Origin of the sequence: Halomonas halodenitrificans DSM 735 (genome assembly GCF_000620045.1) — a bacterium.
GTDB classification, from domain to species: Bacteria; Pseudomonadota; Gammaproteobacteria; order Pseudomonadales; family Halomonadaceae; genus Halomonas; species Halomonas halodenitrificans.
Map to the genome: position 1 here is coordinate 319332 of NZ_JHVH01000002.1, position 24556 is coordinate 343887.

Annotated in this window: 23 protein-coding genes; 11 read left to right on the forward strand and 12 right to left on the reverse strand. The window is 66.7% G+C overall.

Annotated elements, in window-relative coordinates; translation table 11 throughout:
- Positions 1-60: 60 nt before the first annotated feature.
- The gene (locus Q358_RS0103375) at positions 61-774 is read right to left on the reverse strand and encodes a ZIP family metal transporter (protein WP_027960757.1); all 714 of its coding nucleotides are present in this window, start codon (positions 772-774) and stop codon (positions 61-63) included.
- Between the two features lie 113 nt (positions 775-887).
- On the opposite strand from Q358_RS0103375, the gene glnL reads away from it, so the two are divergent.
- The 7 genes from glnL to Q358_RS0103410 all read left to right on the forward strand — a co-directional run bounded on the left by glnL (position 888) and on the right by Q358_RS0103410 (position 8765).
- Positions 888-1934, forward strand: a complete 1047-nt coding sequence (gene glnL, locus Q358_RS0103380; RefSeq protein ID WP_027960758.1) for a nitrogen regulation protein NR(II) — start codon at positions 888-890, stop codon at positions 1932-1934.
- Entirely contained in the window at positions 1927-3342 is a 1416-nt protein-coding gene (gene ntrC / locus Q358_RS0103385) for a nitrogen regulation protein NR(I) (RefSeq protein ID WP_027960759.1), read from the forward strand. The genes glnL and ntrC overlap by 8 nt, the downstream gene beginning before the upstream one ends.
- 162 nt (positions 3343-3504) lie before the next feature.
- Positions 3505-4458, forward strand: coding sequence for a hydroxymethylglutaryl-CoA lyase (locus Q358_RS0103390; RefSeq protein ID WP_027960760.1), 954 nt, complete (start codon positions 3505-3507; stop codon positions 4456-4458).
- A gap of 5 nt (positions 4459-4463) precedes the next feature.
- Positions 4464-5666, forward strand: coding sequence for a CaiB/BaiF CoA transferase family protein (locus tag Q358_RS0103395; protein ID WP_043487598.1), 1203 nt, complete (start codon positions 4464-4466; stop codon positions 5664-5666).
- A 153-nt stretch (positions 5667-5819) separates the two neighbouring features.
- On the forward strand, positions 5820-6815 hold the full coding sequence (locus Q358_RS0103400) for a Bug family tripartite tricarboxylate transporter substrate binding protein (protein WP_027960762.1): 996 nt from the start codon (positions 5820-5822) through the stop codon (positions 6813-6815).
- Positions 6812-7264: a tripartite tricarboxylate transporter TctB family protein gene (locus Q358_RS0103405; RefSeq protein ID WP_027960763.1), complete on the forward strand. Its 453-nt coding sequence runs from the start codon at positions 6812-6814 to the stop codon at positions 7262-7264. Before Q358_RS0103400 ends, Q358_RS0103405 begins: the two co-directional genes overlap by 4 nt.
- A 7-nt stretch (positions 7265-7271) precedes the next feature.
- Positions 7272-8765: a tripartite tricarboxylate transporter permease gene (locus tag Q358_RS0103410; RefSeq protein ID WP_027960764.1), complete on the forward strand. Its 1494-nt coding sequence runs from the start codon at positions 7272-7274 to the stop codon at positions 8763-8765.
- A 145-nt stretch (positions 8766-8910) separates the two neighbouring features.
- Here the strand turns inward: Q358_RS0103410 and Q358_RS0103415 are convergent, their stop codons facing one another.
- Both Q358_RS0103415 and Q358_RS16445 read right to left on the reverse strand, forming a co-directional pair.
- Positions 8911-10725 carry an aminopeptidase P family protein gene (locus Q358_RS0103415; protein WP_027960765.1) on the reverse strand — a complete coding sequence of 605 codons (1815 nt, stop codon included), beginning with the start codon at positions 10723-10725 and terminating at the stop codon, positions 8911-8913.
- Position 10726: 1 nt separating this feature from the next.
- Entirely contained in the window at positions 10727-12385 is a 1659-nt protein-coding gene (locus Q358_RS16445) for a peptide MFS transporter (protein ID WP_245598264.1), read from the reverse strand.
- A gap of 155 nt (positions 12386-12540) precedes the next feature.
- On the opposite strand from Q358_RS16445, the gene Q358_RS0103425 reads away from it, so the two are divergent.
- Positions 12541-13890 (forward strand): deoxyguanosinetriphosphate triphosphohydrolase, encoded by a 1350-nt coding sequence (locus Q358_RS0103425; RefSeq protein ID WP_027960766.1) that lies wholly within the window; start codon positions 12541-12543, stop codon positions 13888-13890.
- Positions 13891-13911: 21 nt separating this feature from the next.
- Here Q358_RS0103425 and Q358_RS0103430 read toward each other — a convergent pair whose 3' ends face one another.
- Entirely contained in the window at positions 13912-14808 is an 897-nt protein-coding gene (locus Q358_RS0103430) for a nuclease-related domain-containing protein (RefSeq protein WP_027960767.1), read from the reverse strand.
- A 102-nt stretch (positions 14809-14910) separates the two neighbouring features.
- On the opposite strand from Q358_RS0103430, the gene Q358_RS16450 reads away from it, so the two are divergent.
- Complete coding sequence (locus tag Q358_RS16450) at positions 14911-15804, forward strand: NAD-dependent protein deacetylase (protein ID WP_051530153.1); 894 nt, start codon at positions 14911-14913, stop codon at positions 15802-15804.
- Here Q358_RS16450 and Q358_RS0103440 read toward each other — a convergent pair.
- Positions 15785-16159 carry a translation initiation factor Sui1 gene (locus Q358_RS0103440; RefSeq protein ID WP_027960768.1) on the reverse strand — a complete coding sequence of 125 codons (375 nt, stop codon included), beginning with the start codon at positions 16157-16159 and terminating at the stop codon, positions 15785-15787. The two genes, Q358_RS16450 and Q358_RS0103440, sit on opposite strands and share 20 nt — an antisense overlap.
- 70 nt (positions 16160-16229) lie before the next feature.
- Positions 16230-16916 carry an HAD-IA family hydrolase gene (locus tag Q358_RS0103445; protein WP_027960769.1) on the reverse strand — a complete coding sequence of 229 codons (687 nt, stop codon included), beginning with the start codon at positions 16914-16916 and terminating at the stop codon, positions 16230-16232.
- 231 nt (positions 16917-17147) lie between these two features.
- Between Q358_RS0103445 and Q358_RS17895 the strand changes: the two genes are divergently transcribed.
- A complete protein-coding gene (locus Q358_RS17895) occupies positions 17148-17438 on the forward strand; it encodes a DUF4235 domain-containing protein (protein WP_169735501.1) in 291 nt (96 codons plus the stop codon).
- Positions 17439-17561: 123 nt separating this feature from the next.
- On the forward strand, positions 17562-18779 hold the full coding sequence (locus tag Q358_RS0103455) for an amino acid deaminase (protein ID WP_027960770.1): 1218 nt from the start codon (positions 17562-17564) through the stop codon (positions 18777-18779).
- A gap of 5 nt (positions 18780-18784) precedes the next feature.
- On the opposite strand, the gene Q358_RS0103460 is transcribed toward Q358_RS0103455, so the two are convergent.
- The 6 genes from Q358_RS0103460 to Q358_RS0103490 all read right to left on the reverse strand — a co-directional run bounded on the left by Q358_RS0103460 (position 18785) and on the right by Q358_RS0103490 (position 24456).
- Positions 18785-19762 carry a 2-hydroxyacid dehydrogenase gene (locus tag Q358_RS0103460; protein ID WP_027960771.1) on the reverse strand — a complete coding sequence of 326 codons (978 nt, stop codon included), beginning with the start codon at positions 19760-19762 and terminating at the stop codon, positions 18785-18787.
- A 178-nt stretch (positions 19763-19940) separates the two neighbouring features.
- The gene (gene fba / locus Q358_RS0103470) at positions 19941-21005 is read right to left on the reverse strand and encodes a class II fructose-bisphosphate aldolase (RefSeq protein WP_027960772.1); all 1065 of its coding nucleotides are present in this window, start codon (positions 21003-21005) and stop codon (positions 19941-19943) included.
- 82 nt (positions 21006-21087) lie between these two features.
- On the reverse strand, positions 21088-22257 hold the full coding sequence (locus tag Q358_RS0103475; RefSeq protein WP_027960773.1) for a phosphoglycerate kinase: 1170 nt from the start codon (positions 22255-22257) through the stop codon (positions 21088-21090).
- Positions 22258-22294: 37 nt separating this feature from the next.
- Entirely contained in the window at positions 22295-23320 is a 1026-nt protein-coding gene (locus Q358_RS0103480; protein ID WP_027960774.1) for a type I glyceraldehyde-3-phosphate dehydrogenase, read from the reverse strand.
- A gap of 52 nt (positions 23321-23372) precedes the next feature.
- On the reverse strand, positions 23373-24089 hold the full coding sequence (locus tag Q358_RS0103485) for an LrgB family protein (RefSeq protein ID WP_084286427.1): 717 nt from the start codon (positions 24087-24089) through the stop codon (positions 23373-23375).
- Entirely contained in the window at positions 24082-24456 is a 375-nt protein-coding gene (locus Q358_RS0103490) for a CidA/LrgA family protein (RefSeq protein ID WP_027960776.1), read from the reverse strand. Before Q358_RS0103490 ends, Q358_RS0103485 begins: the two co-directional genes overlap by 8 nt.
- Between the last annotated feature and the right edge of the window lie 100 nt (positions 24457-24556).

The window sequence follows — 24556 nt, forward strand, 5'->3', positions numbered from 1 at the left end:
GCCGCTTCGTGAGAAGCGGTGATCCCAGGCCAGGGGCGTGGCGCTTGTGTGCTGGCGGGCTCACTGGGTCAGCATATGGCCGACGATCCCCAGGGCGAAGCCGGCGACCGCGCCTAACGGCGGGCCCCAGTGGCTTTCGAGCTTGGCCTGGGGCGCCAGGTCCTGGAATACCGAATAGAGAATGCCGCCGGCGGCAAACAGCATGATGGCGGCGACCGCCGCGGGGTAGTGGGCCAGCCACCAGAAGCCACCGAGCCCGGCCAGCGGGCCCAGCCAGGCCATGGTAAAGAACAGCCCGACCAGGCGCAGGGATGAGTAACCGGTGCTTTGTCGGAGCTCGTGATAGGCGTTGAAGCCTTCCGGCAGGTTCTGTAGTGCCATGAGGCCGGCCAGTAGCATGCCACCGCTGCTGCCATAGGCGAAGGCGGCTCCCAATGCCAGCGCCTCGGGCACGAAGTCGGCGAGCATGGCGGCGAGCTGGCTGGCGGAAGAGCCGCTGCGTGCCAGTGCCACGTCCAGCGCCATGAAGGCAACGCCGCCACTTAGAAACCAGGCGGCCGCGCTGCCGATGGCGAGGTCCGACAGGCTGTTGGGCACCAGTACCAGGGCCACCGCCGAGAGCAGGGCACCGCCGCCGAAGGCGATGATGGCGTGGCGCAACTCGCTCTCGAGCCAGGGGATCTCGATGTTCTCCTTCCAGGCCGCCCAGGCGCCGAGCGGCATTGCCATGCCGGCCATCAGTGTCAGTGCCAATACCGCCTGCCAGCTGTTCATCGCCACTCTCCTCGTCGTGCTCGTGTCCCATGCCTGTTTGCTCGACATGGTACCAGTTCGCCGCTAATGCACTATATTGGTGCAATCCATCAGGAGCCGATATGGCCGCTTCGATGTACCAGCGTTTGATGGAACACCTCTCCACCGCAGTGCTGCTGCTGGATGGTGGTCTCAGGGTGACATGGATGAACCCCGCCGCCGAGGCGCTGCTCTCGTTGAGCCTGAGTCGCGTGCAGGAGCGAGAGTTATGCCCGCTGATGGAGAAGGATGATGGGATGGCGGCGGTGCTCGCCAAGGCGCTGGAGGACTGCCACCCATTCACCCGCCGAGAGGCGCGTCTGGTGCTGATGGGCGGCGAGCCCTTGACCGTGGATTTTACCGCCACGCCGCTTTCCCACACTGAGCTCCTGCTGGAAGTGGAGCCTCGCGACCGGCTCATCCGCATCTCTCGGGAAGAAGCGCTGATAACCCGCCAGGAGATCCTTAAGGTGTTGACCCGGGGTCTGGCTCATGAGGTCAAGAATCCGCTGGGGGGCATTCGTGGCGCGGCCCAGCTGTTGGATCGAGACCTCGAGGACCCGGCGCAGCACGACTTTACCCGCATCATTATCGAGGAAGCGGATCGCCTGCGTGACCTGGTGGATTCCATGCTTGGGCCCAATCGGGTGATGCGCCCCCAGCCTCTCAATATTCACAGGGTGCTCGAGCGGGTGCGTTCGCTGGTGCTCGCCGAGTCGCCCGGGGTGTGCGTCGAGCGTGACTATGACCCAAGCCTTCCCGACCTCGCCGGTGACGAAGCCCAGATGATTCAGGCGGTACTCAATGTGGCGCGTAACGCCGTGGAGGCGATGCACGAGGGGGCCACGGTCGCGCCGCGACTCCTGCTGCGTACCCGGGCGCGGCGTCAGTTTACCCTGGGGGCCAGGCGCCACCGCCTGGTATCCGAGGTGGCGATCCTCGATAACGGGCCGGGTATCCCCGAGGCGCTGCAGGCGACGCTCTTCTATCCCATGATCTCGGGGCGTGCCGACGGCAGCGGCCTGGGGCTCTCCATTGCTCAGGGTATCCTGCATCAGCATCAGGGGTTGATCGAGTGCGAGTCCGTGCCGGGCCATACCGAGTTTCGATTGCTTATCCCTCTGGAGACGCGCCATGACTGATGTTGCACGGGTGATGATCGTCGACGATGACCGCTCCATTCGCTGGGTGCTGGAGCGCGCCCTGGCCCAGCCGGATCTCGAGGTGGCATGCCTCGAGCGTGCCGACCATGCTCTCGAGCGTGTGCTGGCCGACCCGCCGGATGTGTTGGTCACCGATATTCGCATGCCGGGTATCGATGGCCTCGACCTGATGGCCAGGGTGCGCGAGGCGCACCCGGAGTTGCCGGTCATCGTGATGACCGCCCACTCCGATCTGGACAGCGCCGTGGCCTCCTACCAGGGCGGGGCCTTCGAGTATCTGCCCAAGCCCTTCGATGTGGACGAGGCCCTGGCGCTGGTGCGCCGTGCGGTGGCCCATGCCCGGGAACGACGCCGGCCGGTCAGCGTGCCGGAGGGGCTGGATGTGGAGATCATCGGTGAGGCGCCGGCCATGCAAGAGGTGTTTCGCGCCATCGGCCGGCTCTCGCACTCGCCCATCACGGTGCTGATCGATGGTGCATCGGGCACCGGCAAGGAACGTGTCGCGCGGGCCCTTCACCAGCATAGCCCACGGACGGACAAGCCGTTTATCGCGCTGAATATGGCGGCGATCCCGCACGATCTGATCGAATCCGAGCTGTTCGGCCACGAGAAGGGGGCCTTTACCGGGGCCTCCGCCAGTCGCCAGGGCCGCTTCGAGCAGGCCAATGGCGGCACCCTCTTCCTCGACGAGATCGGCGATATGCCCGCCGAGGCCCAGACCCGCCTGCTGCGTGTGCTGGCCGACGGCGAGTTTTATCGGGTGGGCGGCCATACGTCGGTGAGGGTGGATGTGCGCATCATCGCCGCCACGCATCGAGACCTGGAACAGCTGGTGGCGGAGGGGCGTTTTCGTGAGGACCTCTTCCATCGCCTCAATGTGATTCGCCTGCATCTGCCGCGGTTGGCCGAGCGTCGCGAAGACATTCCCCAGCTGGCGAGCCACTTCCTGGCCGAGGCGGCCAGGGAGCTCGATACCGATGTCAAGGTACTCACGCCCGAGGCCGAGCGGTATCTGACCGGCCTGGCCTGGCCTGGCAATGTGCGCCAGCTCGAGAATGCTTGCCGCTGGCTGACGGTGATGGCCTCGGGGCGGGAGATCCTCTGTGATGATTTTCCGCCGGAGCTGCGCCAGGCAAGTGACGAGGCGGTGAGCGCCGATAGCGACTGGCGGGTGGCCTTTCGAGGTTGGGCCGACCAGGCCCTGGCCGCCGGCCATACCCACCTCCTGGAGGAGGCCGTTCCCGATTTCGAGCGCATCCTGATCGAGACCGCGCTGCGCCACACCGGCGGGCGCAAGGGTGAGGCCGCGGCGCTGCTGGGCTGGGGCCGCAATACGCTGACGCGCAAGCTCAAGACCCTGTTGCCGGACATGGCAAAGGGCGAGTGAGTGGCCAAGCGGGGCCCGTGGAGGCACGCCAACCAATCGCCGGGTAACGAGAAGGCCAAGGGCGTTAGCCTGTGGCCATCGGCATGGGACGAAAGGGGCATTGTGAGGAAGTGACTCCCTGGCTTAGCGTCCATAAGATTGCATTGATTCAGTAGGCTACCCATGTCCGCTCTTAGCACACCGCCTCAGCAGGTCCACATTACCGAGGTGGGGTTGCGCGACGGCCTCCAGAACGAGTCGGTGGTGCTGAACACCGAACAGAAGCTGTCGCTGGTTCGACCGCTGGTGGACGCCGGCGTGCGCGAGTTCGAAATCAGCTCCTTCGTCAGCCCGAAAGCGGTGCCGGCGCTGGCCGATGCCGCCGAGGTGGTGGCGGCGCTGCGTGATGTGGCGGGCCTTCATCTGTCGGCCCTGGTGCCCAACCTGCACGGCGCCGAGCGGGCACTGGAGGCGGGCGTCGACTCGGTGGTGCTGTTCGTCTCCGCCTCGGAGCGCCACAACGCCAAGAACGTCAATCGCAGCGTGGCGGTGTCGCTGGAAGGGTTCGAGCGGGTGGCGCGCCTGCTCGAGGGGAGCGATGTGGCCCTGAGGGGAGCCGTCGCCACCGCCTTCGGCTGTCCCTTTGCGGGCAATGTGCCGGTCGAGTCGGTGACCGACATCGCCCGGCGATTCGTCGATCTGGGGGCGACGCACCTGTCACTCGGCGATACTACCGGCATGGCCACGCCACCGCTGGTCACCGACCGTGTCACAAGGTTGCGAGAGGTCGCACCGAATCTTCCGCTGACGCTGCACTTCCACAATACGCGGGGCATCGGCCTGGCCAACGTCATGCAGGGGCTGGCACTCGGGGTGGACCGTTACGAGAGCTCCATCGGCGGGCTGGGCGGCTGTCCCTTTGCGCCCGGGGCCTCGGGTAATATCGCTACCGAAGACCTGGCCTATCTTCTCGAGGAAATGGGCCTCGACACCGGCCTCGACCTCGAGGGCCTGATCGTCGCGGCTGGCCGCGCCGGCGAGCTGATGGGCCGCCGTCTGCCGGCCCAGGTCTCACAGGCAGGCCCACGCCTGGCGCTGAGCGATGGCAGCGCCGTATCCACCGCACGAGGACGATGACGAACATGATTCCTAACGCTTCCAGTTCAAGCGGCTCGCTTGCGGGCATTCGCGTCATCGACCTGACCCGGGTGATCTCGGGACCGTTCTGCACCCAGATCCTCGGCGATCACGGTGCCGATGTGATCAAGATCGAACCACCGGGCAAGGGCGATGTGGTGCGCCAGCAGGGCAATATGGTCGGTGGCGAGAGCTGGTACTTTGCCCAGTTCAATCGCAACAAGCGCTCGATCACCCTCGACCTGCGCAGCGATGAAGGCCAGCAGATCCTGTACCGCCTGCTCGAGGATGCCGACGTGCTGGTGGAAAACTTTCGTCCCGGGGTGCTGGGCAAGATGGGGCTCGATGACGATACCCTGCGCCAGCGCTATCCCCGGCTCGTGATAGGCCGCATCAATGGCTTCGGGTCCAGCGGGCCCTATCGCGACCGGCCGGCCTATGACTTCATCGCCCAGGCCATGAGCGGCTTCATGGGCGTCAACGGTTCCGCCGATGGCGAGCCGATGCGTGCGGCGCCGCCGATCAGCGACATGGTGGCCAGCCAGAACCTGGCCTTCGGTGTCTGTGCCGCCCTGGTGCGTCGGGCCACGACGGGACATGGCGATATCGTCGAAACGGCCCTGACCAATGGCCTGATCGCCATGATGGGCTACCTGGCGGCGGAATACTTTGCCACCGACCGGGTGCCGGCGCGCACCGGCAACGATCATCCCATGCTCTATCCCTACGGGCTGTTTACCGCCCGGGATGGCGAGGTGGCGATTGCGCCGAGCAACGACACCATGGTCGAGCGTTTCCTGGGCGCCCTGGACATGCTGTACCTGCTCGATGACGAGCGCTTCGCCGATAACCGGCGGCGGATGACCCATCGTGAGCCGTTACGCGAGATTCTCAATGCCGCCATTGAGACCCGCGGCGTCGATGAATGGATCGAGCACTTCAACCATGCGGGAGTCCCCTGTGGACGCGTGCAGGACCTGCGCGAGACCTTTGCCGACCCTCAGGTGCAGGCTCAGGAGATGCGGCTCGAGCTGCAGCAGGCCTCCGGCCGAGTGCCCGTCACCGGCTTCCCGGTAAAGCTGCGCGAAGCCCCTGCGAGCCTCTATTACCCGGTGCCGCGGCTCGGCGAGCATACCGATGAATTGTTGACCGAGCTGGGTATCGAGGATGATGAACTGGCGGCGCTGCGAAAGCGCCGCGTGATCTGATTGCGCCAGGAGCCGGCATAACAAGAGACCGATAACCCGCTACCTTCAAAGAGGCATAAGTATCCACAGGGCTGTACTCCATCCGCCCTGGAGGTGGACGAGCCCCGACAGGCGGCTATGCCTGCCATAACAACAAGCAAGAGGATCACGCCAATGCGTACCGCTACAAGAGGAGGCTTCGGCCTCGTTGCTGCCACCCTGATGGGCGCCGGGATCGCCGTTAGCGCGCCGGCCCAGGCCTTGCCGATCGGCGAGTGTCTTGCCCCGGCAGACCCCGGTGGTGGCTGGGACTTCACCTGTCGCTCGGTCGGCAAGCTCCTGCTGGAGCTGGATCTCGTGGAAAATCCGGTCCAGATCACCAACATGCCCGGCGGGGTAGGCGCCGTGGCCTTCGCCAACGTCGAGAGCAGTCGTGCCGATGACAGCGACCTGATGGTTGCCACCAGTACGGTGGGGGTGACCCAGATCGCCCAGGGCAAGTATCCCGGCGGCGCCGACACCATGCGCTGGCTGGCCATGCTGGGTACCGATGTAGGCGTCATCCTGGTGGATGACGATAGCGAGTTCGAGAGCCTCGAGCAGCTGATGGACACCATTGTCGATGATCCCGGTGCCCTGGCCGTTGCCGGTTCCAGCGGAGCCGGTGGCTGGGATCATATTCGGGCCCTGATGCTGGCCAAGGAGGCGGGCATGCCGGATGACCAAATCGGCAGCCTGCGCTGGGTGCAGTTCGATGGCGGTGGCCCCGCCGTGACCCAGATGATGGGGGGCCATGTCGATGTGGTTTCCACCGACCTGGGCGAGATCGCCGGTTTCATCGAGTCTGGGGACGTGCGCGTGCTGGGGGTGCTTTCCGAGGAGTCGCTGCCCGCCCCCTTCGATGATCTGCCCACCGCCGCCTCCCAGGGCTATGACGTCACCGGCTACAACTGGCGTGGTTTTTATACTGGCGGCGACGTCTCCGATGACGACTACTCGGCCATGGTCGACGACCTGAAGGCCCTTTATGACAGTGATGAGTGGAAGACGGTGGCCGAGCAGAATGGTCTGGTACCGCTGTGGCGCGGCGGCGATGAGTTCAATGAGTTTGTGCTGGATTCCATCGATCAGGTGGAGACCATTTCCCGCGAGATCGGAGTGATTGAGTGAGCGAGCAGGCACGCGCGGTCGGTGATCGCATCGCCGGTGTGCTGTTGTTGCTGGTAGCCGTTGCCGCCTGGTGGCTGTCGTATGACTACACCAGCGGCTTCGGGCAGACCGTGGGGCCAGGCGCCTTTCCGCGCCTGGTCAGCGTGCCTCTGGGGTTGTTATCGATTTACTTGATTGCCCGCCCGGGGGTGAACCAGCGCTGGCCCGAGCGGGCGGCGCTGGTCCGTCAGCTCTGCCTGTTGGTGCTGCTGATGGTCTATGCGGGGCTGATCCAGCCACTGGGTTTTCTGCCCACCGCCCTGCTTACCGTGACCCTGATGATTCGGCTGTTCGGGGCCAGTTGGCGACAGGCGCTGCCGTTCGGCCTGTTGTTGACCCTGGGGTTGTACCTTCTCTTTGAATTCGCCCTCGGCATGCCGCTGCCTGACATGCCGGGCCTGAACGGATAGTCACGTCATGGAACTTCTTGGTTTTCTCGCCCAGGGCCTCGCCGTGGCGCTCGAGCCCCAGCACCTGTTTCTGGCACTGGCAGGCTGCGCCCTGGGCACGCTGATCGGAGCCTTGCCCGGCCTGGGGCCGGTCAATGGGGTGGCGTTGATGATCCCGCTCACCTTCAACTTCAATCTCACGGCCACGGCGGCGCTGATTCTATTGGTCAGCCTCTATTATGGCTGCATGTACGGCGGGCGCATCAGCTCCATTCTGCTCAATATTCCCGGCGATGAACCGGCCATGATGACCACCCTGGACGGTTTTCCCATGGCGCAGCAGGGGCGCGGTGGCGAGGCGCTGGGGCTGACGGGTGTCGCCTCCTTCGTGGGTGCCCTGGTGGCAACGATCGGGTTGGTGTTGTTCGCCCCGGTGCTGGTGAACTTCGCCATTCGCTTCGGCCCGGCCGAGTACTTTGCGTTGTTTGTGTTGGCCTTCGCCACCATCGGTGGGGTGACGGGAGGGCACTTGGCCAAGAGCTTTCTGGCCGCCTGCCTGGGTCTGTTACTGGGCACCGTCGGCATCGACGCGGTCAGCAGCGTGCCGCGCTTTACCTTCGGCTGGTATGAACTCTACGACGGCATCGACTTTATCGTGGCGCTGGTGGGGCTGTTCGCCATCTCCGAATGCCTGGTGTTTCTGGAGGACAGCCATCAGGGGCGCAAGCCCACCATGACCCTGGGGTCGGCCATGCCGGGCGTGCGTACCGCCTGGCAGTGCCGCGGGAGCATCGGCCGCAGCTCCCTGCTGGGATTCATCGCGGGCGTGCTGCCGGGGGCGGGGGCGGCGCTGGGTAGCTTCCTCTCCTATACCCTGGAGCGTCGCTGGCAGGGCGCGCGCGGTCACTTCGGCACGGGTGACCCTCACGGGGTGGCGGCTCCCGAGGCCGGCAATAACGCCGCGGCCGGCGGGGCACTGATTCCCATGCTGTCACTGGGCATTCCCGGCAGCGGTACGACGGCCATTCTGCTGGCATTGCTGCTGTCGATGAACATCACGCCGGGGCCTCTGCTGTTCGAGAATCAGCCCGAGCTAGTGTGGGGGCTGGTAGCGGCACTATTTATCGGCAACTTAATGCTGCTGGCGTTGAATATCCCTTTGGTAGGACTCTTCGCCAGGGTGTTGCGCGCGCCAGGCTGGTTCCTGATGCCCATGGTGATCATGGTCGCCTTTGTCGGGGTCTATTCGCTGAGTAACAGCGCCTTCGACCTCTACCTGATGCTGGCCTTCGGTGTGCTGGGGTATGTGCTACGCAAGCTGGAGATTCCCACGGTGCCGGTGGTGCTGGGACTGCTGTTGGGTGGGCAGATGGAATACAACCTGCGCCGCGCCATGTCGATCTCGGGAGGCGACTGGAACATCATCTGGAACAGCGGCATCTCGGTAGGCATCTACCTGTTTGCCATCGTCCTGCTGCTGGGTGGGCTACTGTTCCACTGGCTGATGAAGCGAGGGGGATAGACCAGCGCCAGTGGCAAACGCGAGGCCGCCAAGACGGAACCGACAGGCGGCTATGCCTGCCACCGAGGCATCAACGACAAGGGGCGCCGGCCAATGCCGGCGCCCCTTGTCGTGTCGGGCGTTGCCTTCCGAGGGCGACGCTCGCCTAGCCCCGCGGGAGGGGGCGGGTGCGTGCCTCCAGCCAGGCCAGGGCGTCGCCCTCGAGGTGGGGCGCGAGCCGCTCGTGGACCTCGGCGTGGTAGGCGTCGAGCCAGTCGGCCTCGGCGGCGTCGAGCAGCGCGACGTCGAGGCAGCGGGTGTCGATCGGACACAGGGTCAGCGTCTCGAAATCCAGGAAATCGCCGAAGTCGCTCGCCTCGGCGGGCCGGTTGGCGACCAGGTTCTCGATGCGCACGCCCCACTCACCCGGGCGATATACCCCGGGTTCGATGGAGGTGATCATCCCCGAGCGCATGGCGGTGTGGGGCGCCACCGGCGCGCCGGCGCTGATCACCTGGGGCCCCTCGTGAACGTTGAGGAAGTAGCCGACGCCGTGGCCGGTACCGTGGCCGTAGTCGCGGCCGGTGGCCCACAGCGGTGCCCGGGCGATGGCGTCCAGCCTGGGGGCGGCGATGCCCTTGGGGAAACGTGCCCGGGACAGGGCGATGGTGCCCTTGAGCACCAGGCTGCAGTCCTCGCGCTGGGCCGCCGAGACCTCGCCGACCGGCACCATGCGGGTGATGTCGGTGGTGCCGCCGTGGTACTGGCCGCCGGAGTCGAGCAGCAGCAGGCCGTCGCCCTCGATCACCGCGTGGGCCTCGGGCGTGGCCCGGTAATGGGGCAGGGCGCCGTTGGCGTTGAAGGCGGCGATGGTGTTGAAGCTCTCGCTGACGAAGTGCGGGTCCCGGGCACGCTCCTCGCGCAGCCGCGTCTCCACGTCCAGCTCGGTGACCCGCTCGCCGCGGGTCAGCGCCTGCTCCAGCCAGGCGAAGAAGCGGCACAGGGCGGCGCCGTCGGCCTCCATGGTGCGGCGCACGTGGGCCAGTTCGATGTCGGTCTTGATGCCCTTGTCCAGGGTGCTGGGCTGGAAGGCCTCGACCACCGTCATCTCGGCGGGCAGCGCCTGGCGGGTGCCCAGGGTCAGTTTGGCCGGGTCGAGCAGGACGCACGCCTCGGCGGGCAGGGTGGCGAGGTGAGCGCGCCAGGCGCCATAGGGAGCGGTGGCGATGCCGTCGGCGGCCAGCGCCGCCTCGAGGTCGGCCTCGACGGTGTCGGGGGCGACGAACAGGGTGGCCGTGTCGCGGCCGACCAGCAGGTGGGCGAGGAACACCGGGTTATAGGCGACATCATCGCCGCGCAGCTGGGTCAGCCAGGCGATGTCATCCAGGGTCGAGATCGGGTGCCAGTCGGCGCCGTGCTCGGCCATGGCCGCGCGTACCCGGGCCAGGCGCTCGGGGCGCGTCTCGTCTCGGAAGGCGGCCGGCTGAGCCTGGAGCGGCCGGGCGGGCAGCGTCGGGCGGGTCGGCCAGATGGCGTCGAGCAGGTCCAGATCGCCGCGTTGGGCGATGCCGGCCGGGCCGAGGATCTCCTTCATCTGACGGGCGTGGGCCAGCGCGACCACCTGGGCGTCGTAGCCGAGGGTGGCGCCGGCGGGCAGCTGTTCGGCCAGCCAGGTCATGGGCGCGGCCGCCTGGCCCTGGACGAGCTTCATCATCTCGATGCCGGTGCCTTCCAGCTGAGCCTCGGCCTGCACGAAGTAGCGGCTGTCGACCCACATGCCGGCGGCCTCCTGGGTCACCACCAGGGTGCCCACGGAGCCATCGAAGCCGGAGAGCCAGGCGCGGCCGGCCCAGTGCTCGGGCAGGTACTCGGAGTTGTGAGGGTCGGAAGAGGGCAGCCACCAGGCATCGATGGCGTGTTCACGCATGGCGGCGCGCAGGGCGGCGAGTCGTTCCGCGGGCGTCGAGGGGGTGTGGTTCATGTCAGGCTCCAGGAGTCGAGGAAGATGGGGCGGCGGCGGTGTGGTGACCACCCTTGAGCATGCGGCCGATCAACGGCGTCAGCAGCGCCAGGATCAGGGCACAGAGTACCAGTGCCACGGCCGAGCGGCCGAACAGCGCCGGCAGTTCGGTGAGCTTGTCGGCGCTGACGTTGCCGCCGATCAGGCCCGCCACCAGGTTGCCCAGCGCCAGGGAGGTGAACCACAGTCCCATCAGCTGGCCGCGGATGCGCTGGGGCGCCAGGGTGCTCATGGTGGAGAGGCCCACCGGGCTCAGGCACATCTCGCCCAGGGTCAGCAGCAGCAGGCTGGAGGCGATCCACAGCGGCGAGACCAGGCCGTCGCCGACCAGTACCTGACGCGCGGCGAGCATCATCAGGCCGAAGCCGGCGGCGGCGAACAACAGCCCCATCACGAACTTGGTGGCGCTGCCCGGCTCCAGGCCGCGGCGGCCCAGGGCCGGCCACAGCCAGCCGAACAGCGGGCCGAGCAGGATGATGAAGATGGCGTTGAGTGACTGGAACCAGACCGTGGGGATCTCCCAGCCACCGAACAGCGCGCGGTCGGTGTAGTCGTTGGCGAAGAGATTGTAGGAGGTGGGTTGCTGCTCGAAGGAGGCCCAGAAGAAGGCCGAGGCGACGATCAGCAAAAAGGCCACCACCACCCGGGAGCGCTCGCGGGCGTCGAGGCCGGCGAAGGCCATCAGATAGACGAAGAAGCCCAGGGCGCAGACGATGATCACGCTGGTCATCGCCTCGGCGATCGCCACCGGCTGCAAGTGGATCACGCCGATGGCGGTGAGGCCGACCAGGGCGGCCGCGAGGATCGTTAGCCCCGAGACCACCAGCCCCACGCCGCGGCGCTTGACGGCCGGGGCGTCCCAGCTGGCGTCGCGGCCGCGTTCGGCGTCGGCGCGGCGCATGGCGGGAATCGCCCATAGCCGGAAGATCAGCAGCGCGGCGAGCATGCCCAGGCCGCCGATGCCGAAGCCCCAGTGCCAGCCACCGTTCTCGATCAGCAGGCCGCTCATCAGCGGGGCCAGCAGGGCGCCGAGGTTGATGCCCATGTAGAAGATCGCGAAGCCGCCATCGCGACGCGCGTCGTTCTCATCGTAGAGACTGCCCACCATCACGGTGATGCAGGTCTTGAAGAGCCCCGAGCCGAGCACGATCAGCAGCAGGCCAATGAAGAAGGCGGTGGCGCCCCACAGCGCCGAGAGGGCGATGGCCAGGTGGCCCAGGGCGATCAGGATCGAGCCGTACCAGACGGCGCGGCGCTGGCCGAGCCAGTTGTCGGCCAGCCAGCCGCCGGGCAGGGCGGAGAGGTAGATGGCCCCGGCATAGATGCCGACGATGGCCGCGGCATCCTCGCGGCTGAAGCCCAGGCCGCCTTCGGCGAGGCCGGCGGCCATGAACAGCACCAGCAGCGGGCGGATGCCGTAGTAGGAGAAGCGCTCCCACATCTCGGTGAAGAACAGCGACCCGAGGGGTCGGGGGTGGCCGAAGAAGCCGCGGTCTCCTCGGGACGGCGCGGCGGGAGCATCGGGAGTCGAGGACATGAAGCGTCTGCCTTGTAGGGTGAGGGTAGCGTCGGGGGTGCGTCGAGCGGCATACCACCAGGCGAGCCTGTGGTTCGGCTCCATGCTTGCCTGGTGTTTTTGCTGGATGGCGCGGTTTGTGCAGACGATTCTATGGAAATTTATTAGCGGGCGAAATGCTGCGAGGCGTTCGGGAATGCATCGCGATGGCCAGGTCGCACCCGCCGGTGCCAGAATGGGCCCTCAAGGAGAGATTGCCCATGACGCAGATGAACTGGGAGCGGCTGCTGGATCCGAGCCGCTTGCACGACCGGCGTGGCGAACGCCCCGGTAATGGCCGCCGCGAGATCGGTCGCAGTCCCTTCCACAAGGACCACGATCGCATCGTCTTCGCCGGCTCCTTCCGCCGCCTGGGGCGCAAGACCCAGGTGCACCCGCTGACCGACAATGACCATATCCATACGCGCCTGACCCATTCCCTGGAGGTCGGCTGCGTGGGGCGCTCGCTGGGCATGATCGTCGGCGAGCGGCTGAGCGGTCGGCTGCCGGCCTGGATCACCCCGGCGGACCTGGGGGTGATCGTCCAGGCCGCCTGCCTGGGCCACGATATCGGCAACCCGCCCTTCGGGCACGCCGGCGAGTACGCCATACGCGACTGGTTCAAGCGCGCCGCGACCGACGGCAAGGGGCTGCTCGATGGCCTGTCGCCCCTCGAGCGCCAGGACCTGCTGACCTATGAAGGCAATGCCCAGGGCTTTCGGGTGATCACCCAGATCGAGTACAACCAGTTCCGTGGCGGCATGCGTCTGACCACGGCGACACTGGGCACCCTGCTCAAGTATCCCTGGACGGTGGAACATGCCGGGAAGGCGGGCAAGTTCGGCTGTTACCAGAGCGAGCGTGAACTGCTGGTGGAAGTGGTCGAGCGGCTCGGCCTGTTGCCCAGGGGAGAGGGGCGCTGGTGTCGTCATCCCCTGGCCTGGCTCGTCGAGGCCGCCGATGACATCTGCTATGCCCTGCTCGACCTGGAAGACGGCCTGGAAATGGGCATCCTGCGCTACGACGAGGTCGCCGAGATCCTGATCCAGATAGCCGGGGGAGCCCCCGGCGACTATACCGCCATGCAGCGACAAGGGGTCTCCCAGCGTCGGCGGATCGCGGCGCTGCGCGGGGCGGCCATGGAGCGTGCGGTCAACGACGTGGGGGCGGTATTCGTGGAGCATGAGGCAGAGCTCCTGGCTGGGCGCCTGCAGTCGGATCTGCTGGAGTTATGTCACCCGGACCTGGACTGGGGCGTGAAGGCGGCCAAGCAGCTGGCCCGCAAGCGCATCTTCCAGAACGAGCGCAAGGCAAAGCTCGAGATCGGCGCCTATACCACCCTGGGGATTCTGCTCGAGGCCTTTATCGGCGCGGCCCATGAACTGCACTACACCGGGCACTCGACCTTCAAGCACGAGCGTGTGCTGGCGCTGATCGGCGAGAACACCCCGAGGCCCTCCTGGAGCCTCTACGACAGCTATCGGCGCATGCTCGACTTTATCGGCGGCATGACCGACCACTATGCCGTGGATCTGGCCCAGGAGATGGGGGGACGGCTGCGCGGCGACTGAGCCCGGGCCAACCCCTCCCGGCTACTCCCCCGGTGCCTGGCTGGCACCGGCATGCTCGAGCAGGGTGGCGATGACCGCGTCGTGGGTAGCGGCATTGAATTCACCGGGACACAGGTCGGCCAGGCGGTCGGCCAGGTGCTCGCCGCTGACCACCAGCAGATCATCCGGCCCCCGAGAGGCGTCCACCTGCCAGCCGGGCAGGGTCAACACGCCCATTACCGGCACCGTGTGGCCGGTACGCGCGCTCAGCCATTCGGCCATCCAGTGTGCCAGTTCGCGGGTCCTGTTCAGCGGCTTGCGCTCGCTCCAGCCCGGGAAGCGCAGCCGCGAGCGCTCGACCACGAGCCGGTGCTGTCTTTCCCCGGAAGGCGTGACCGGGCGGGGGCGGGCACGGGTCTCCACCACGAAGACACCACAGGGCGTGACCACCACGTGGTCGATGCGGTTGCCGGCGGCCGGCACATCGTGGAAGACATAGAACGGGTGGGCCTGGGGGCGCACCAGCCGCTCGAGTTCCTGGCCTACCGCCAGTTCACAGGCCAGCCCCAGCTTGAGGCGGCGGATGCGCTGAAAGTCACGCATCAGGCGAAAACTGAACGTCAGCACCAGCAGGGTGCTGAGCGCGCCGTAGAGGGCCCACTCCACCCAGATCGGTTGCGTGGCAAAGAGCATGCGACCCATGCCGTAGACCAGCGGGGCAAGCGTGATGATGGGCCCCAGGGCGCCGCTCAGGTAGAGCCCGGCGAAGGCGTCGTCGAGACGGTTGCGCAGGTGCTGGCCGGGTTCACGCAGTGGCTGGGCATCGAAGGGTGAGTGGACGCGTGCATCGTGGAGGTTGCGTAGCGCCACGACGATTCCCGCCATGGCGGCCAGGGGAAACAGGAAGATCAGGGGGAGCAGGTATTCCAGCCAGGCCATCGGGATTCCTTGCTAGGGCGGGAGCATCGAGAGATGGTCCATTCTAGACAACCTGCCCTGCCCGGGGCCATGCTCTGTTTGGCGCAGGCAGCGAGGCAGCAAATGACGACGGCACGAGTGGAAGCGAACACAATCGAGGCAGACCTGGAGGCGCTTGTCGAATTTGTCGAGCGTCACCCGCGTCTGGCGGTGCTCGGAGGGGCCGGCATCAGTACCGCCAGTGGCATCCCCGACTATCGTGACGCCGCCGGTGCGTGGAAACGCTCACCGCCCATGCAGCATCGCCAGTTCATGGGCAGCCATGCCGCCCGGCAGCGCTACTGGGCCCGGGCCCTGGTAGGCTTTCGTACCCTGGATGATGCCAGGCCCAACGCGGCCCATCGGTCCCTGGCGCAACTCGAGAGGCTGGGTCATGTGTCGGGGCTGATCACCCAGAATGTGGATGGCCTGCATCAACGCGCGGGCTCGCGGCGGGTGATCGACCTGCATGGCCGCGCCGACCGGGTGCGCTGCATGGGGTGTGGTGCCAGCCGCATGCGCCATGCCCTGCACACCGAACTCGAGGGCCTCAACCCCCACTGGGCGACCACCGGCGCCGCCGCGGCCCCGGACGGCGATGCCGACCTGGAGGCGGACTTCTCCGCCTTCAGGGTGCCCGAGTGCTCGCGCTGCGGTGACGGCATCTGGAAGCCCGATGTGGTCTTCTTCGGCGATAGCGTGCCGCGGGGCGTGGTCGAACGCGCCTTCGCCCTGATCGAGGCGTGCGACGCCCTGCTGGTCGTGGGCTCCTCGTTGATGGTCTATTCGGGCTTTCGGTTTGCACGAGCCGCGGCCCGGCAAGGCAAGCCCATCGCCTGCCTGAATCGAGGGCACACCCGTGCCGATGACCTCTATACCCTGAAGGTAGAGGCTTCGGTAGAGGCCTCGCTGGGGGCGCTGATACGGCGGCTGGAGCCCCGCCTTGCCCCGGATGGTTTCAGCCGCCGGCCAGCTTGACCGTGTAACCGCGGGCCTCGAGCTCTGCCTTGAGAGTCTCGCGGTGGTCGCCCTGGATCTCGATCACTCCCTCCTTGACGGCACCGCCGGTGCCGCAGCGCTTCTTGAGCGCCTTGGCCAGGGTCTTGAGCTCGGTCTCGGGCAGCGCTACGCCGCCGATGGTGGTGACGCCCTTGCCCTTGCGACCGCTGGTCTCGCGACGGATGCGTACGATGCCGTCGAGCTCGGCGAGGCGCGCCTGCTCTGCCTGCTCGGCACATTGGCACTGGGCCGCAGGCTGTCGGCAGTCGGGACAGGTCTCGCCGTGCTCGGTGGAGTAGACGAGGCCGCGCAGCTGGTCCTGGAGTGATGACATGGGGTGACTCCCGGGTGGATGACTTCTCAGGCCCGGATGATAGCGGCTGTGGCGGCAGCCTGCATGGTCCTTAGCGTGCGGCGGCGCGCGTGGCCTGCTCGCGCGCGAGGCGGGTCACTACCGAGGGAAGCTGGAGCATGTCGGTGATCATGATGGCGCCCTGGGGGGTGATTTCCGCCTCGGGGAAGCGGTTGAGGTGGACCACCCCCATGCCGGCGTCGAGGGCCGCCTGTACGCCGACCACCGAATCCTCGATGGCGAGGCAGTGCGCCGCGGGATAGCCCATCTCGTGTGCCGCGTGGAGATAGAGACAAGGGTCCGGCTTCCAGCAGTTGGCGGTATAGGCGCTGTATAGACGATCGCCGAACAGGGCATCCATGCCGGTAGCGACCAGGGAGGTGCGGATCTTTCGCTCGGGTCCGTTGGAGACCACGCCCATGGGAAAATCGGACAGGGCCGCAAGCGCCTCGGTGGCGCCATCGATGGGGGTGAGCTCTGTCGCCAGGCGCCGGTCGAGATTGGCTCGCATGTTGATCTCGAGCGGTTCGAGCACGTCGGGATCGACGCTGCCATGGCGGCTTTCCAGCTCGGCGACGATGCGTCGAAAGCGCGCCCCGCGAAACTCGCCGATATAGTCGGTGGCCTGAAACGGCAGGCCCACGGCATTCAGCGCCGTGGCCATCTCGTCGGCGAGCAGAGGCTCGCTGTCAACCAGGGTGCCGTCGCAGTCGAAAAGCAGGCAGAGGGGATGTGCCATCACCGGGCCTCACGAAAAATCAGGGCGTTATAAACTCATTGTTACAGATATCGCGCTTGCCTGCCCCATATTAAAGCCCAGTTTCCCTATTTTGTGAACACTGTTTTTCAAAATCATGATGGCATGAAACGCGTTTTCCCGACCAGGGTCGACTAGCATGAAGCGAGGGCCGGAGCGGTCTGTATCAGATCGATGATTCTTCCGATTCACACCCAGCAGGCGAGGTACAGCATGAAGCAGGATACCCTGTGGTCGCTAGTGGGGTCCGCCGCGGCAGTGGCGGCGAGCATGATGGCCCGCAAGGCGGCAGACAAGGCCTATCGGCACGAGGTGGGCGAGACCCCACCGGAAGATCCCGACGAGCCCGATGTAGAGTGGCGTCAGGCACTTCTGTGGGGGGCATCGACCGGCGTGCTGGTGGGAGTGGCCCGGGTGGTGGGCAGGCGCGCCGGTCGCGAGGTCATGCACAGGGCGCCTCGTGTCGGCAAGAGGAGGGGAGTGCTGCCCCGGCTGAAGCGGTAGCATGGCTCGCAGGGCTCGAGGATAATACAAGACGGCGGCCCCCGAACCATCGGTGGGACCGCTGACGCTATTGGTCATGGATCGTGTGGCTATCGCCACCCCGATACGAAGTGAGAGTCAGTCATGAGAGAGGTGGAGCCGTACTGCGACAAGGGGCTCGTCGAGACCGGCTCGACGCTGCTTACAGGCGTCAGCCTCCCGGCGGCGGTGATTCATGAGGCGCCCCTGGCCCATAACCTGGCCTGGATGCAGCGCTTCGCCGAGGCCCACGGGGCCCGGCTGGCGCCCCACGGCAAGACCACCATGAGTCCGGCGCTGTTTCGGCGCCAGCTCGATGCCGGTGCCTGGGGCATTACCCTGGCAACGGCCCCCCAGTGTCGCGCCGCCTTTGCGCATGGAGTGACGCGGCTGCTGATGGCCAACCAGCTGGTGGGCGAGGCCAACATGGCCATGGTGGCAAAGCTGATCCAGGCCGGGGCGGAGTTCTACTGCGTGGTGGATGGCAAGGACAACGTGGACCAGCTGGGGCATTTCTTCGCCGATCGGGGGTTGCGCCTCAACGTGTTGATCGAGCTCGGTGTCCCCGGTGGGCGCTGTGGTTGCCGCAACATCGCTCAGGTCGAGGCGCTGGCGGCGGCGATCGCCGATCAACCGGCCCTGCGGCTGGTCGGCATAGAGGGTTATGAGGGGATGATCGCCGGCGGCGACGAGGTCGCGGCGGTGCGTGCCTATGGAGATCGGCTGGTCGAAACCGTCAAGCTGCTGCACGGCAGCGGCGTGCTGGCCAGCGCGGCGCCCATCGTCACCGCGGCGGGCTCCCGGTGGTTTGACCTGATTGCCCAGGCCTTCGACGAGGCAGAGCTGCATGAGCGCTACACGCCGGTGTTGCGCCCCGGGTGCTATGTGGTGCATGACCACAGGCTCTATGCCGACGCCATGGCCGAGGTAAAGGCGCGAGACCCGCACCTCCAGGGCGAGCTTCAACCGGCGTTGGAAGTGTTCGCCCATGTGCAGTCGTTGCCCGAGCCCGGGTTAGCCATCGTTGCCCTGGGCAAGCGCGATATCGGTCACGAGCCGGATATGCCGCTGCCGTTGCGGCACTATCCCCGCGACACGCTCGCAACGGTGGGCGGGGCGGCGGTCGCTCCCGGTAGCTGGCGCACCACGCATATCATGGACCAGCATCTCTTCCTGGAGATACCCGAGGAGGCCGAGCTGGCGGTCGGTGACGCGATCGCCTTCGGCACCTCCCATCCCTGTCTGACCTTCGACAAGTGGCGTCACCTGCTGCTGGTGGATGAGGCGTTGACGGTCACGGAGTCCGTGGCGACCTGCTTCTAGGCAGCTCAGGGCCTCCAGGCCGCCTCGTTGACCAGGCTGATGGGACGTTGCCCCTGTAGCGCCCGGCTGATGTTGTCCACGGCACGCTGCGCCATGGCATCCCGGGTCTCGTAGGTAGCGGAGCCGGCATGCGGCAGGGCAACCACGCTGGGCATATGGGGCAGGGGAGACTCAGGGGAGAGCGGCTCCTGCTCGAAGACGTCGAGCCCGGCGGCACGCACCTGGCCCTTCTCCAGTGCCGCGATCAGGTCTGCTTCCCGTACCACTCGGCCGCGGGCGATATTGACGAAGATCGCCGAAGGCTTCATCAGGCCGAACTCGTGCGCGCCGATCAAGTGCTCGGTCTCGGCGGTCAGGGGAACGGTCACACAGATGATGTCTGCCTCGGCGAGCAGGGAGTCGTGTGTGCGGCGTTCGGCACCCAGTTCCTGTTCCAGGGCCGGCTTCGGGGAGGCGTTGGAGTAGAGCACGCGCATGCCGAAGCCCAGGGCGCCACGGCGCGCGACGGCGGCGCCGATGCGGCCAAAGCCGATCATGCCCAGGGTCTTGCCGTGTACGTCGCTACCGAATTGTGCCTCGCCGATGCTGGCTTGCCAGTCGCCGCGCCTGACGAAGTCGGCCAGCTCGACGACGCGGCGGGATGCCGCCAGGATCAGCGCGAAGCCGGTGTCGGCGGTGGTTTCGGTGAGCACATCGGGCGTGTTGCAGAGCAGGATACCGCGCCGCGTCAGCTCGTCCACCGGCATGCCGTCGTAGCCCACCGAGATGGTGGCGATCGCCTCGAGGTTCGGCGCGCTATCGAGCAGCTCGAGGGTGATCGGCAGCCCGCTGCCGACCAGGCCGTGGGCCTTGGGCAGGGCGGCCAGGAAGGCCGGGTCGTCGGCCGACTCGAGGCCCGGGAAGGTTTGTACCTCGAAGTCGCGGTCCAGCTGGGCCAGTTGGGCCTCGCTCAGGCGACCGTAGGCCAGGATACGCTTTTGCATGAGACTCTCCTCACTCCGCAGGGAATTCCCGTTCGCCCAGGCTACCTTGATAGTCGCTGTCTTCAGAGCTGGGCTCGATGACCGTCGCCCCGGCATCTCGTTCGAGGCAATGCGCCTGGCGGCAAGCCGAAATAAAACGGGCGGCCCCAGGGCCGCCCGTTGATCATGCGAGGAGTGCTTAGCGCACCTTGGGGTCGAGCTCGCCGCTGGCGTAGCGCTCGAACATCGCTTCCAGGTTGATCGGCTTGATCCTGGAGGCATTGCCGGCGGTGCCGAAGGCCTCGTAGCGCTCGATGCAGAGGTCGCGCATGGCGGAGACGGTCTGCTTGAGGAACTTGCGGGGGTCGAACTCGCTGGGGTTCTCGGCCAGGAAGCGACGCACCGCGCCGGTGGAGGCCAGGCGCAGGTCGGTGTCGATATTGACCTTGCGCACCCCGTGCTTGATGCCCTCGATGATCTCCTCGACGGGGACGCCGTAGGTCTCGGGGATCTCGCCGCCGTGGGCGTTGATGATCTCGAGCCAATCCTGGGGAACCGAGGAGGAGCCGTGCATCACCAGATGGGTATCGGGGATGCGGGCGTGGATCTCCTTGATGCGCTGGATGGAGAGGGTGTCGCCGGTGGGTGGCCGGGTGAACTTGTAGGCGCCGTGGCTGGTGCCGATGGCGATGGCCAGGGCGTCCACGCCGGTGGCCTTGACGAAGTCGGCGGCCTCTTCCGGGTCGGTAAGCAGCTGTTCCATATCCAGCTTGCCCTCGGCGCCGATGCCGTCTTCCTCACCGGCCATGCCGGTTTCCAGGCTGCCCAGACACCCCAGCTCGCCCTCCACGGAAACGCCGCAGGCATGGGCCATTTCCACGGTGCGACGGGTGACGTCGACGTTGTACTCGTAGCTGGCCGGGGTCTTGCCATCCTCGCCCAGGGAGCCGTCCATCATCACCGAGGAGAAGCCCAGCTGGATGGAGCGCTGGCACACGCCGGGGCTGGTGCCGTGATCCTGGTGCATGACGACCGGGATATGCGGAAACTCTTCCACCGCGGCCAGGATCAGGTGACGCAGGAAGGGGGCGCCGGCGTACTTGCGGGCACCGGCAGAGGCCTGGACGATCACCGGAGAGTCGGTGCGGTCGGCGGCCTCCATGATGGCGCGCATCTGCTCGAGGTTGTTGACGTTGAAGGCCGGCACGCCGTAGCCATGTTCGGCGGCGTGGTCCAGTAGCTGGCGCATGCTGATCAGTGCCATATTCTCACCTGTTGTTCGGGGTGGTGGCGGCGCCTGGGGCAGCCGCCGCGTGGAGCGTCGCGATCGAAATCCGGCTAGTCTATCAGGCCTGGGCAGCGGCGGCTTCCAGGGCGACGACCGCCGGCAGGGGCTTGCCTTCGACGTATTCGAGGAAGGCGCCACCGCCGGTGGAGATATAGGAGACCCGGTCGGCGATATCGTACTTGTCGATGGCCGCCAGGGTATCGCCGCCGCCGGCAATGGAAAAGGCCGGGCTGTCGGCGATGGCCTTGGAGATCACCTCAGTGCCCTTGCCGAACTGGTCGATCTCGAATACGCCGACCGGGCCGTTCCAGAGGATGGTGCCGGCATCCTTGAGCGTGTCGGCCAGGCATGCGGCGCTCTCCGGGCCGATGTCGAGGATCATCTCGTTGTCGGCGACCTGGTCCACTGGCTTGACGATGGCCTCGGCGGCGTCGGAGAACTCGGTGGCCACTACCACATCGGTGGGCAGCGGGATCTGTACCTTCTCCATCAGCGCCTTGGCCTGGCCAATGAGGTCGGCCTCGTGCAGTGACTTGCCGACGTTATGGCCGGCGGCCGCGATGAAGGTGTTGGCGATGCCCCCGCCGACAATCAGCTGGTCACACTTCTCGGAGAGCGCCGTCAGCACCTCCAGCTTGGTGGAGACCTTTGAGCCGCCGACGATGGCCGCCATGGGGCGAGCCGGTGTGGCGAGGGCCTTCTCCAGGGCATCGAGTTCGGTGGCCAGCAGCGGGCCGGCACAGGCAACGGGAGCCAGGCGCGCCACGCCGTGAGTGGAGGCCTGGGCGCGGTGGGCGGTGCCGAAGGCATCCATCACATAGACATCGCAGAGCGTGGCGTACTGCTGGGCGAGGGCCTCGTTATCCTTCTTTTCCCCCGGGTTGAAGCGCACGTTCTCGAGCAGTACCACCTCGCCGTCGGCCACCTCGACCCCACCGTTCAGGTACTCGCTGACCAGCCGCACCGGGCGACCCAGCAGCTCCCCCAGGTGGTCGGCCACCGGAGCCAGGGAGAATTCCTCGGCGGGCTCGCCCTCGGCAGGACGCCCCAGGTGGCTCATCAGCAGCACTCGGGCGCCGCCATCCAGGGCGGCCTGGATGGAGGGCAGGGCGGCACGCAGGCGAGCATCGCTGGTTACCTTGCCGTGCTTGATGGGCACGTTGAGGTCCTCGCGGATCAGCACACGTTTTCCGCTGAGGTCGAGATCGGTCATCTTGCGCACGTTCATCGGGGGGTGTTCCTCGTCTTGGGGAAACCGAAGGGGGTCAGGGTGAATCGAGGGGCATGGCGGCCAGGCGCCGGGTGACGTCGAGCATGCGATTGGCGAAGCCCCACTCGTTGTCGAACCAGCACAGCAGCTTGATCAGGCGGCCGCCGGCCACCCGAGTCTGGGTGGCATCCACGATACCGGAGCGTGGGTCGTGGTTGAAGTCGACCGAGGCCATGGGTTCCTCGGTGTAGCCCAGCAGGCCGGCCAGGCGTCCGCGACTGGCCTCGGCGAGCAGGGCGTTGACCTCGCTGGCGCTGGTGTCCTGGCGCACCGTGATGGCCAGGTCCATGGCCGAGACGTTGATCGTCGGCACCCGCACGTGCAGGCACTCGAAGCGGTCGGCCAGGTGCGGCATCAGGCGGTTGATGCCGCGGGCCAGGCCGGTGTCCACCGGCACGATGGAGTGCATCGCCGAGCGGGTCAGGCGCAGGTCGGTCTGGTGGTAGGCGTCGATCACCGGCTGGTCGTTCATCGCCGAGTGGATGGTGGTGGTGACGCCATGCTCGATGCCGAGTGCCTCGTCGAGCACGGTGAGCACCGGCACCAGGCAGTTGGTGGTGCAGGAGGCGGCCGAGACGATACGCTGGGTCGGGGCCAGCGCGTGGTCGTTGATGCCGCTGACGATGGTGGCATCGACGTCGGCCTCCGCCGGTTGTGAGAAGAGCAGGCGGTCGGCACCGGCATCCAGATGGCGCTGGGCGGTGGGGCGGTCCTTGAAGCTGCCGGAACACTCCAGCACCAGGTCGATGCCGAGTTCCCGCCAGGGCAGGCGGCTCGGGTCGGGCTCGGAAAGCACGCGGATGGCCCGGTCGTCGATCATCAGCTGGTCGCCATTCACCTCGACCCGGGCCGGAAAACCACCATGGGTCGTGTCATAGCGAGTCAGGTAAGCGATGGTGTCGAGGCCCGACAGCTCGTTGATGGCCACCACCTCGAGCCGGGGCTCGGCGCGCTCGACGAGGGCGCGCAGCACGCACTGGCCGATGCGACCGTAACCGTTGATGGCGATGCGATAGGCCATGGCGTCCAGCGTCTCTCCTGCAGGTGGTAAAGACCACCGAGTCTAGCGTATTTCAGCCGATGAGTCCCGGCAGGTGCCAGGCCAGCGGCAGCAGCAGGGCGGTGAGAATGCCGGTGAGACTCATGCCCAACGAGGCGAAGGCGCCGGCGGTCGGGCCGATCTCGAAGGCACGCACCGTGCCCAGGGCATGGCCGTTGATGCCCAGCGCCAGGCCGATTAGCCGTTCATCATGGATATCGAGCCAGCGTGCCATGAGGCTCACGCAGCCGATCGCCGCCACGCCGGTGACCAGCAGGCCTCCCATCAGCAGGGCCACGGAACCGCCGAGGCGTTCGGTGATGCCGATGGCAATGGGGGCGGTGACCGACTTGGGCGCCAGCGAGGCGAGGGTCTCTGGCGAAGCGCCCAGCAGCCAGGCGATGCCAACGGCGTAGAGGGCGGCCATGCCGGCGGTGATGGGTAAACAGACCAGCAGCGGGCGCCATAGCTCGCGAATGTGGCTCATCTGCTGATGGAGCGGAAGGCCCAGGGCCACCGTGGCCGGGCCGAGCAGCAGCATCAGCCAGCCGGCTCCCGAGCGGTAGTCGGCGAAGTCGATGCCGAGCAGCCACAGTGTCGCGGCCAGCAGCAGGGCGGCCACGAGGAGGGGAGGGCACCAGGCGGGGGCATGAATGGCGCGAAACAGCCGGTCGCCGGCGAAGTAGGCGGCGAGGGTGAGGGCCACGGCGGCGAGGGGGGTGGCCATCAGCTGCTCGATCATCTCACTCATGGCCGATACCCCGGGCATTCGTGTCGTGGCCGCCCACCAGGCGACGCATCAGCCAGAGAGTGGTAAAGACGCTGAGCAGCGTGCCCAAGAGCAGGGCGACGAGGATGGCGGTGAGCTGGCCGGCAAGCTCGTCGAGAATAAAGAAGATGCCGACTACGCCGGGCATTATCAACAGCCCCAGCATGGCGATCAGCGGCCGGGCCGAGGCGGCGATATCGTCGAAGCCGCCACCGTGGAGGACGAGCCAGGCGGTAAGCAGCAGCATGCCGATCACGCCGGCAGAAACCGGCAACCCGGTCAGGGTGACCAGGACCTCACCGGCCAGCAGAAAACCGATCAACCAGAGAAAGCCACGCAGTGCCGACATATCGTTCCTTTTTCGAGAAGGGGCAAGAATAACGTCAAAGGGGGGCGCGACCGTGGTCGCGCCCCCCTTTACACTACACCGTTCGCCGAACGGTGGTCGT

What these genes read in the sequence shown, in the direction of transcription:
- Q358_RS0103440 (WP_027960768.1), bottom strand. Translation starts at nt 16,159, where the DNA reads ATGTCATCACTCCAGGACCAGCTGCGCGGCCTCGTCTACTCCACCGAG.
- Q358_RS0103410 (WP_027960764.1), top strand. Translation starts at nt 7,272, where the DNA reads ATGGAACTTCTTGGTTTTCTCGCCCAGGGCCTCGCCGTGGCGCTCGAG.
- Q358_RS0103425 (WP_027960766.1), top strand. Translation starts at nt 12,541, where the DNA reads ATGACGCAGATGAACTGGGAGCGGCTGCTGGATCCGAGCCGCTTGCAC.
- Q358_RS16450 (WP_051530153.1), top strand. Translation starts at nt 14,911, where the DNA reads ATGACGACGGCACGAGTGGAAGCGAACACAATCGAGGCAGACCTGGAG.
- Q358_RS0103415 (WP_027960765.1), bottom strand. Translation starts at nt 10,725, where the DNA reads ATGAACCACACCCCCTCGACGCCCGCGGAACGACTCGCCGCCCTGCGC.
- Q358_RS0103480 (WP_027960774.1), bottom strand. Translation starts at nt 23,320, where the DNA reads ATGGCCTATCGCATCGCCATCAACGGTTACGGTCGCATCGGCCAGTGC.
- Q358_RS0103395 (WP_043487598.1), top strand. Translation starts at nt 4,464, where the DNA reads ATGATTCCTAACGCTTCCAGTTCAAGCGGCTCGCTTGCGGGCATTCGC.
- Q358_RS0103430 (WP_027960767.1), bottom strand. Translation starts at nt 14,808, where the DNA reads ATGGCCTGGCTGGAATACCTGCTCCCCCTGATCTTCCTGTTTCCCCTG.
- Q358_RS17895 (WP_169735501.1), top strand. Translation starts at nt 17,148, where the DNA reads ATGAAGCAGGATACCCTGTGGTCGCTAGTGGGGTCCGCCGCGGCAGTG.
- fba (WP_027960772.1), bottom strand. Translation starts at nt 21,005, where the DNA reads ATGGCACTGATCAGCATGCGCCAGCTACTGGACCACGCCGCCGAACAT.
- Q358_RS0103400 (WP_027960762.1), top strand. Translation starts at nt 5,820, where the DNA reads ATGCGTACCGCTACAAGAGGAGGCTTCGGCCTCGTTGCTGCCACCCTG.
- glnL (WP_027960758.1), top strand. Translation starts at nt 888, where the DNA reads ATGTACCAGCGTTTGATGGAACACCTCTCCACCGCAGTGCTGCTGCTG.
- Q358_RS16445 (WP_245598264.1), bottom strand. Translation starts at nt 12,385, where the DNA reads ATGGAGCCGAACCACAGGCTCGCCTGGTGGTATGCCGCTCGACGCACC.
- Q358_RS0103375 (WP_027960757.1), bottom strand. Translation starts at nt 774, where the DNA reads ATGAACAGCTGGCAGGCGGTATTGGCACTGACACTGATGGCCGGCATG.
- Q358_RS0103485 (WP_084286427.1), bottom strand. Translation starts at nt 24,089, where the DNA reads ATGAGTGAGATGATCGAGCAGCTGATGGCCACCCCCCTCGCCGCCGTG.
- Q358_RS0103460 (WP_027960771.1), bottom strand. Translation starts at nt 19,762, where the DNA reads ATGCAAAAGCGTATCCTGGCCTACGGTCGCCTGAGCGAGGCCCAACTG.
- Q358_RS0103490 (WP_027960776.1), bottom strand. Translation starts at nt 24,456, where the DNA reads ATGTCGGCACTGCGTGGCTTTCTCTGGTTGATCGGTTTTCTGCTGGCC.
- Q358_RS0103455 (WP_027960770.1), top strand. Translation starts at nt 17,562, where the DNA reads ATGAGAGAGGTGGAGCCGTACTGCGACAAGGGGCTCGTCGAGACCGGC.
- Q358_RS0103390 (WP_027960760.1), top strand. Translation starts at nt 3,505, where the DNA reads ATGTCCGCTCTTAGCACACCGCCTCAGCAGGTCCACATTACCGAGGTG.
- Q358_RS0103445 (WP_027960769.1), bottom strand. Translation starts at nt 16,916, where the DNA reads ATGGCACATCCCCTCTGCCTGCTTTTCGACTGCGACGGCACCCTGGTT.
- Q358_RS0103475 (WP_027960773.1), bottom strand. Translation starts at nt 22,257, where the DNA reads ATGAACGTGCGCAAGATGACCGATCTCGACCTCAGCGGAAAACGTGTG.
- ntrC (WP_027960759.1), top strand. Translation starts at nt 1,927, where the DNA reads ATGACTGATGTTGCACGGGTGATGATCGTCGACGATGACCGCTCCATT.